The following is a 7,669-nucleotide window of genomic DNA, read 5'->3' on the forward strand; positions in this document are numbered from 1 at the left end:
CACACCACCGAGGAGTTGCCGAATCAGTCAATTCGCCATCACATGATCGAATGTCAACGGTAGAAGACGCTGCAATGCCTGGCGCAGAAAGCAAGGTGCCTGAATTCAGCAATGCGCTGAGGGAAAGGCTGCTGTCGGCAGTACGGCGCGGACCGAAGATCACCGATGCTCATCTACAGGTAGTCGAGCGTGATGTGACCATTGATGGCACGAAGACCCGTATCCATTGTTATGGCCCGCAGCTTGATGCCCATGGCCGCCTTAAACCAGATCACCTCGTCGATTTTCTGATGGACCGCGTGGTTGATTATGCGGTTCCTCGTCAGGCGATTGAGAGGGCAGAGGAAGAATACAGCAAAACCAAGTCCGCGGCGGCTTGGATACGCCTGCAGAGGCGAGCGCGAGACAGCTTTACCGACCTCGAAAAAACCGGAGAGGGCGGCGAGCTCCTCCTGTTTGCGCTTGCCGAAGCCGTCTTCGAACTCGCGCAGATCCTCTGCAAGATGAGCCTGAAGACGTCCACCAGCATGCATTACCACGGCGCTGATGGGGTTTATGCATCCTCGACCGAGGATGGCTTTCTCGATCTCTATTGGGGGGAGTCGAAACTCTACCAGACAGCCACTGCTGCCATAACCGATTGCCTGTCGTCGCTGGCACCGTTTCTGCGTGAAGAGTTCAGTGAGGACGCAACGAATGCACGAGACATGCTGCTCCTCAATGAGTATGCCGATCTGACAGATCCCGAGCTGGTGAGCACATTGAAGCGCTTCTTCGACCGTGACGAACCGCAGGCCAATAAATTGAGAATGTGCGGGTTTGCGCTTGTTGGGTTTGACAGTGTGCATCTGCCGTCGGTCGAGGCCTCTGGGGTCTGGGAGGAGATTGAAGCTGCCCTTAAGTCCGATTTTGTGAATTGGCGCTCCCATACAGGCAAGCGTCTCGGGATGGAAAAGATCTCGCACTTTGACATACACGTAGTGTGCGTCCCTTTGCGCTCAGTCGATGACTTTCGCGCTGCGTTTTTGAAAGGCTTGAAGGGGTGGCAATAGAGGCCGCAGAACTGCAGTCCTGGCTTGTTTCAAGCGAGGGTATTGGCGATGAGATTGCTGAACTCAGGCGCTGGAGCGCGCGAATGAGTTTCGGGTCAGGCATCTTCGAGGACGAGTCGGTCAAGACGGCGAAAGACTTCGACTGGCAAAGGCTCATGCTCGCCGCCAGTATCCTTGCCGAAAGCGAAGACACATCAGAGCTCGAAACCGCGCTGATGATTGCTCAGGCTGGCCTTGTTTTTGGCTCCACAGCTTTGGTGCGGGACGCAAGCGCGGTTGTACTCTCTCAATTGTCCAACCGCCAAGCGGTACGGCTTGCCGAAAAGAAAGACCTGGTTCGCCCTGATCTAACGAGACATCTTGGCCTGACTCAGCGTTTGCTGGCGACGCGGCGCGCGATTGAAGATGCAATTCCTGTCAATTCTACTGAAGACGTATTGGGCAATCCATTCCAGCAAAAACTCTGGGACGGACTCGGCCGATTCTCCTGGTTGTCCGCGACAGCGCCAACAGCGGCCGGCAAAACTTATCTGATCCTTAATTGGCTCATGGGCGAACTGCAGGCCGGCCGGGGCAGATTGGCGGTTTTTCTGGCTCCGACTCGCGCCTTGGTGACAGAAATCGAGCGGGAGCTCCTTGATCTAAAGCCATCGTTTCTAATACCGGACCTGCGTGTCGCCTCGCTGCCCTTGCGCAGCTTTGGCGATGGACTGCATCCGACGATCCTGGTGTTCACCCAAGAGCGCTTGCATCTGTTCCTTAACGGATTTGAACAGCCGCCCGAGATTGATCTCTGCATCGTCGATGAGGCCCAAAAAGTGTCCGACGGAGGTCGCGGCGTCATTTTGCAGGACGCCGTCGAACGAATATTGAGAACCAAACCAAGCAGCCGCTTTGTGTTCCTTAGTCCACATTCTTGCAATCCTGAAGTTCTGCTTCTCGATGCGCCGCAGGAGACTTCGAAGGACGTTGTCGCAGGACGAGTTCCAACGGTGACCCAAAACCTCTTCGTGGCGCGTTCAAAGCGGCGCAAGACTCAGGATTGGGAACTATTCTTGGTCAGCGACCAAGGTGAAAGCCGCGTGGGCGAGTTTCATCTCCATGACAGGCCTGCCGGTCAGACCCAAACAAAACGTCTGTCCTTTATCGCCTTGGCGCTGGGCCGAGCAGAGCCTGGGACGCTTGTCTATGCAAATCGCGCGTCCGATGCTGAGAAGATTGCGTCGCAGATCTATGATGGCCTCGCAGAATTTGAACCACAGAATGGCGAGCTGGATGAGGATTTGGCCGATCTCATCGATTATTGCCGCACGCGGATTCACCCGAAGTTTCAACTGGTCCACCTGTTGAGGCGAGGAGTCGGTTTCCACTATGGGAACATGCCCTCGATTCTCAGGCGCGAGTTGGAGCGGCTGTTTCGGATCGGCAAGATCCGCTTTCTTGTGTGTACATCCACGCTCGTAGAGGGTGTCAATCTCGCCTGCCGCACCATTATCGTGAGGGGCCCAAAAAAAGGGACGGGCAAGGATAGTCATATGACCCCTCAGGATTTCTGGAACTTAGCTGGCCGTGCGGGGCGCTGGGGCTCAGACTTTTACGGCAACATTGTTTGCGTTGATCCTGACGAGGAGCGGTTATGGCCTTCTGGCATTCCGCAAAAGGAAGTCTATCCGATCATCAGGGAGACCGACCGCGCGCTCCAAGACATAGACGGTATCGCCAATTATATTGAGCAGCGTGCAAGCGGTTCAGTCGATTCTGGCGACGAGGCTAGGGAGCATATTGCAGCCTATTTGCTCAGCCATTTCGCAAGACAAGGCGACCTGTCAGGTCTGTCCTCTATTCGGCAGCTCGATCCAGACAGCGCTCAAATTGTCACGACTAGTGTGGCTGAAGCGTTCGCAAAAATTGAGCTGCCGGAGGAGTTATTAACAGCGCACCCGGGGATCAGCGCGATTGCGATGCAAGCCCTGCTCAACGATTTTCGGAGCGAACCTGAAGATATCGAAGAGTTGCTGCCGCCGCTGCCGGAAGATTCAAATGCGGCGCAATACCTGAAGCCAGTTTTTCAACGAATCAATCGAACGCTTGCGCCAGTATTTCCGAGCGAGGGACTGCAATGGGCTGCCGCATTCACCACCATCGATTGGATGCGTGGCAAGCGTATTGGCGAGATGATCGCAGCCGCCATTCAAAGAGAGCAGAGCAAGGATGGCGACAAGGAGATCAACTTCGCCACAATCATCCGTAACACGATGAAGTTTGTCGAAGAGTTTGCGCGTTTTGCAGCGCCAAAGTATCTCTCAGCTTATCTCGATGTGCTCAGATTTCGATATACGGAGCTAGGCAGAGCGAGTGAGTTTCCAGCAGACCTTCCCTTCGATCTCTACCTAGAATTTGGGGTCAACACTAATACGATGCTGTCTTTTATCGGACTCGGTCTCTCCCGCACCAGCGCAATTGAATTGGCGGACTTTCTGGCACGCGATGATCTGACAGAGGCGCAAGCCGTTGAAGTTTTGCGCGAAGGTACTTGGGAAACCTTAGATATCCCAAGACTAGTCAAGAGGGAAATCCGTGAAGTGATTACACGCTTTCAGAACGCCTCTTAGTCGGTGGATGCGTCAAGCCCACTCGTGCTGTAAGGTCACGGTACTCGATTACCTCGGCCAAAGGGTACCTAGGTTAGCAACCTAATAAAGGGACTTATATACTATTTAGCTTAGCAGTTGTATCTACTTGCCCGCCTATTCGGGTAACGACTTCTTTTGCGCCCATTGCAGTCACTGAATTGGTTGATTGAACCGCATATGCATGACATCGCGACAGTGCGTGCCGCTGTCAAAGGTTCTGTTGTGAATGAACATTAGGAACCAGCACAATAGTCGCTTGCCGGGTTAGGGCGCTAGCTTGTCATCTGTCTTTGTTGGCTTCTGATATGCCGACTAGAACGAAGCCAATGATGATCATAAGCGCGATAGGCCAAGGCAGGAACACAAATAGCGCCGCCACGATCCCCGCGATGATCAAGAACAAGCCGCATCCTTCCATAGGGCCGTCCTCCTTCGACTAGCCTTTGGGTGGCTTGGGGACTGCTTCTGCACCCGCTATGAGATCGAGCAGCCGTTCTCGAATTTCGGCATCACCGCCGCCAGTTTTCAGATTGTTATGTTTGTCCCATTTTCTTAGGAGCGCCTTCGCTTGGCTGGCCGTTGCGAAGCGCCTGATGCCTGTTTCTATTGTGCCACGATCCGCGTCACTTAGAGACCGGACTTGGGCCAATGACAGCGTCGTCGGTTTGAAAGGCTCCCGGGAACGAAAAAGCAACTGCTCGAGATCTCGCGCGAGTTCGGTTTGAGCTACGCTGGATGTAACTGTCCTTTTGGGTTCCCAGAGCTTCGAAATCTTCTTGAGATCCGCCATCGAAAGGGACTCAGTGAAGGCTTCAATGATCATCCGCTGCTCTGTAGCGGTGGCTGCCTGCGCAGCTTCCAGTGGCAGCGCAACAAGCATTTGTCCGAGCGCTTTATCGAGCGTCTTATGCAACGCCCGCTGCGCTGTCGCACTAATTTTGAGCGGAAATCCGTTCACTGCTGAAATGAGTTCGATGCGGTCAAGCATTATTTGAATGAACCTCCTGCAGTTTGCGTGCAATTCTAATCAACTGCTGAGTTGCGTCTGCGCCGTAAAAGCCCTGAAGAGTCTTTACGTCGTCGGGATGGTCCCTAAATCTAGCTATGCGATGAATGATGCTTTGGGTTTGACGCAATCCCACCAATTCGGTGCGACCGAATCCTGGAAGACCGATACGGTCCACAAGGAAATTGTCGGGGTAGTTTGTTCTCAAGTGCTCAACTTGGGCATTCGCCTGCGCGAATTGGGTAGTGAGCTTCGATACCACGAATTTCCAAGGCGGGAGGCTACGGCGGGTTCCCAGGTCCTCGAAGTATTCCTTCATTCGGTCCATACCCCAGACCGAAAGGCGCTCCGGTACAATCGGGCAAATCACGACATCTGACGCAACAATTGCCTCTTCGGCAGCCATTGTCTTACCTGGCGGGGTGTCAACGATGATGACCTTGTACTCAGCCTTCAAAGACTCGATCAGCGTAGTTACAGCCATTCGGTATTTTTGTTCGTGGCCTGATCTCAATGCTTCGAATTCCACGTCCCAAAGCTCTGTTGAGTTGGGAACGATCGCCAAATCCACTTTTCCCCGCCCGACCAGGCTGTGTCGGGCGCGAGCAATCGTTTTCTCTTCTAACTGACACGACGCTTGCATAGCCTTTCGAAAATAGGCGGGTAGAGCGCGGTCATTCTCAATGCGGTCAGCGTAGTCAGCCTCTGACAACAGGATTTCAGAGGCACTGGACTGAGGGTCCAGGTCCAGAATGACCGTATCTTTCCGGTGCTCGAACACAAATGTTTCCGCAAGTGCAACGGCGAGGGTGGTCTTTCCGACACCACCCTTACGATTTGCGATGGTCATGACCAGCGTCATGTTGTCCTCCTGCGATCCTTGAGAGGCGCTCCTGGCTTTCTACGTCAAACCTGTCGTCGATGTAGTTGTCCACCAGTTCTGGTTCCGGCGCCTGGCGGCGGGGGTCAACCTCAAACCGGAAAGCAGAAAATGCTGGGGAGTTTCCGCTACCGACGCTGAGGTCGAAACTGAGGAGACCAATGCCGTGTTGAGAGCATGATTCCCGTACTGCGCGCTGTACTGAAGCATTCAGATGGGACCTGGGGCAGACGAGATAGGCGTAGTGTGCAAACCGGGTATGGGCCAAAGCTTCATGAACAGCCACTACACTCGATCCGGCGACGTTCTTCAGCTCCAGGGCTATGAGGTCCAAATGGCGGACAGGATCATACTTTCTCTTGCGAATGGTCGCGATAGTGAAGTCGGGCCGCGACCAGGTGCCGGTCCCCGCCCGACCACCTCGCGCAGTTTTCTGCCAGATTGTGGATCCCCGTTCGAGGCGTAAATGGGTGACAGCCTGCTCGGAAGAAATGAAAGTTTCAATTCCAGCTTCAAGATCTCTCTCGGGAAAATCCGGCTCTGACCGCTTCACTTTCTCCCCAGTTATTGAAAGCAAGCGACGCGCTTTTAGCGTTTCCAGCGTTTCTGGATAGAGATCTTCCGGCAGCTTGCGGCCGAGCGCTTTCATGGTCCGTGTTTCCAGCTCGCCCAAGCTTTGTTCAGCTCCGTCTGAAAGCACTTCCAATACTATTCGCTCGAGATCTTCCATCAGCCACCCCCTCGCCATCTAAGGGCAACAGAAGCCACAACGCAACGGCGAACCGATTCAATTTTGTACTTCGGATGAAGAATCCAAGAGTCTCATTGCCTGTGTATACAAAGCTTCAATTTGGGAGCGCCAAGGGCGAACCGAGGAGGGCTATTTTTCTTAGCGGGCGTTTGCACTAGCTGTTCCGAGAGATAGTCTCCCTGGATGATGGAACGATCAAAAATTGTCGCCGTAATCAGCGCAGCAGCGATGTTGGGTTCCTGTACGCCAGAAACTGGTGCACCGACTGCAAGCGACAATCCTGAAATTCTAGCCGGAAATGCAAGTATTCGGGATGCAGATACGATTGAGATCCACGGTCGTGCTGTACGATTGTCAGGGTTCGACTCACCTGAGAAGGGCTCTCGGTGTGGTAGGGTCAATGTGTATACCGCCGGTGCGAACGCCTTGCAGGAGTTTTTGGGCCAGAAGACAGTAACCTGTCACATGACAGGCAAAATGAACGGTGACCGCGAGATCGGCACCTGCGAAGTTGATGGCGTTGACCTAGGTGATTTCATCGTCGGCAAAGGCTGGGGTAGGGATTGGCCGAAGTTCAGCCAGTGTGCCTATGCAGACGAAGAAGCGGCCGCCCGGGAAGCCCTGGCGGGCATCTGGGGCCTTGATTGTCCAGCTGATCTTTGGGGCACTCGCAACTATGACCGGGTAAAAAGCTGTCCCTAACTCGTCCACAAAGTCTCAATACCATACCTTCGTGGACATTGTTCACCTTCGGAACCTACTCTGGCATCCCAACCCCACGCCCCAGCGCCCATGAAATCCTCCCCCCGCGAACGACGCCGGACACCGCCATTCCGCGCCGCTGTTCAAGCACTTGCCGCCAGGGCACAATCGTAAAATCCCGCTGCCGCTCAATGATCGCAAACTTCCCGCTCACGCGCGAAGCCGGTTCGCGGTAGGTGCCGTCCACATGGCCTCGATCCGGTGCTGGTGAATAGGGCTTCCGGATCTCTTCGCTCAGCTCCCGGCCAGCCTGCGCAAGGTCGCGCTTCAACAGCTCAGACTTCTGTGCTGCGGATAACCCTGCGCCTGCCTCTACCTTCATTCCAATCCCCGCCAGAAACGCACGCCGCTTCACCTGCGCCTCTGCGACCTCCTGGCCAAACCCAAGCGGCACGCCGGATGCGGAAGGCGCCTCGTCCAGCCAGGTCACGCCGAGCGCCGTTTCCTGATCCTTCAGCCCAAGCTCAGTTTGCACGAGCAATTGCGCCGACCTGAACCGTGCTTGTGTCCGTTCGTAGTCCTTCGCGTGATCCAGATAGTCCGGTGGGATTTTCCAATCCGCCTCAGCCGTCCGCTCGACATGCC

At 54.7% G+C, this 7,669-nt stretch carries 7 protein-coding genes; 3 read left to right on the top strand and 4 right to left on the bottom strand.

What is annotated here, in order from left to right:
* Positions 1 to 74: 74 nt before the first annotated feature.
* Both R3C98_RS14970 and R3C98_RS14975 read left to right on the top strand, forming a co-directional pair.
* Positions 75 to 1,052, top strand: a complete 978-nt coding sequence (locus R3C98_RS14970) for a DUF1837 domain-containing protein (RefSeq protein WP_371314871.1) — start codon at positions 75 to 77, stop codon at positions 1,050 to 1,052.
* Between the two features lie 83 nt (positions 1,053 to 1,135).
* The gene (locus R3C98_RS14975; protein WP_371314872.1) at positions 1,136 to 3,664 is read left to right on the top strand and encodes a DEAD/DEAH box helicase; all 2,529 of its coding nucleotides are present in this window, start codon (positions 1,136 to 1,138) and stop codon (positions 3,662 to 3,664) included.
* 457 nt (positions 3,665 to 4,121) lie between these two features.
* On the opposite strand, the gene R3C98_RS14980 is transcribed toward R3C98_RS14975, so the two are convergent.
* The 3 genes from R3C98_RS14980 to R3C98_RS14990 are packed head-to-tail and all read right to left on the bottom strand — an operon-like array spanning position 4,122 to position 6,301.
* A complete protein-coding gene (locus R3C98_RS14980) occupies positions 4,122 to 4,673 on the bottom strand; it encodes a hypothetical protein (protein WP_371314873.1) in 552 nt (183 codons plus the stop codon).
* Positions 4,666 to 5,553: a ParA family protein gene (locus R3C98_RS14985; protein WP_371314874.1), complete on the bottom strand. Its 888-nt coding sequence runs from the start codon at positions 5,551 to 5,553 to the stop codon at positions 4,666 to 4,668. The genes R3C98_RS14980 and R3C98_RS14985 overlap by 8 nt, the downstream gene beginning before the upstream one ends.
* Complete coding sequence (locus R3C98_RS14990; RefSeq protein ID WP_371314875.1) at positions 5,522 to 6,301, bottom strand: hypothetical protein; 780 nt, start codon at positions 6,299 to 6,301, stop codon at positions 5,522 to 5,524. Before R3C98_RS14990 ends, R3C98_RS14985 begins: the two co-directional genes overlap by 32 nt.
* Before the next feature lie 204 nt (positions 6,302 to 6,505).
* On the opposite strand from R3C98_RS14990, the gene R3C98_RS14995 reads away from it, so the two are divergent.
* Entirely contained in the window at positions 6,506 to 7,024 is a 519-nt protein-coding gene (locus R3C98_RS14995; protein ID WP_371314876.1) for a thermonuclease family protein, read from the top strand.
* Between the two features lie 55 nt (positions 7,025 to 7,079).
* Here R3C98_RS14995 and R3C98_RS15000 read toward each other — a convergent pair.
* Positions 7,080 to 7,669: DUF3363 domain-containing protein (locus R3C98_RS15000; protein WP_371314877.1), on the bottom strand; the 590-nt coding region annotated here is incomplete at its 5' end.

The sequence above is a fragment of the Hyphomonas sp. genome (assembly GCF_041398465.1).
Lineage (GTDB): Bacteria > Pseudomonadota > Alphaproteobacteria > Caulobacterales > Hyphomonadaceae > Hyphomonas.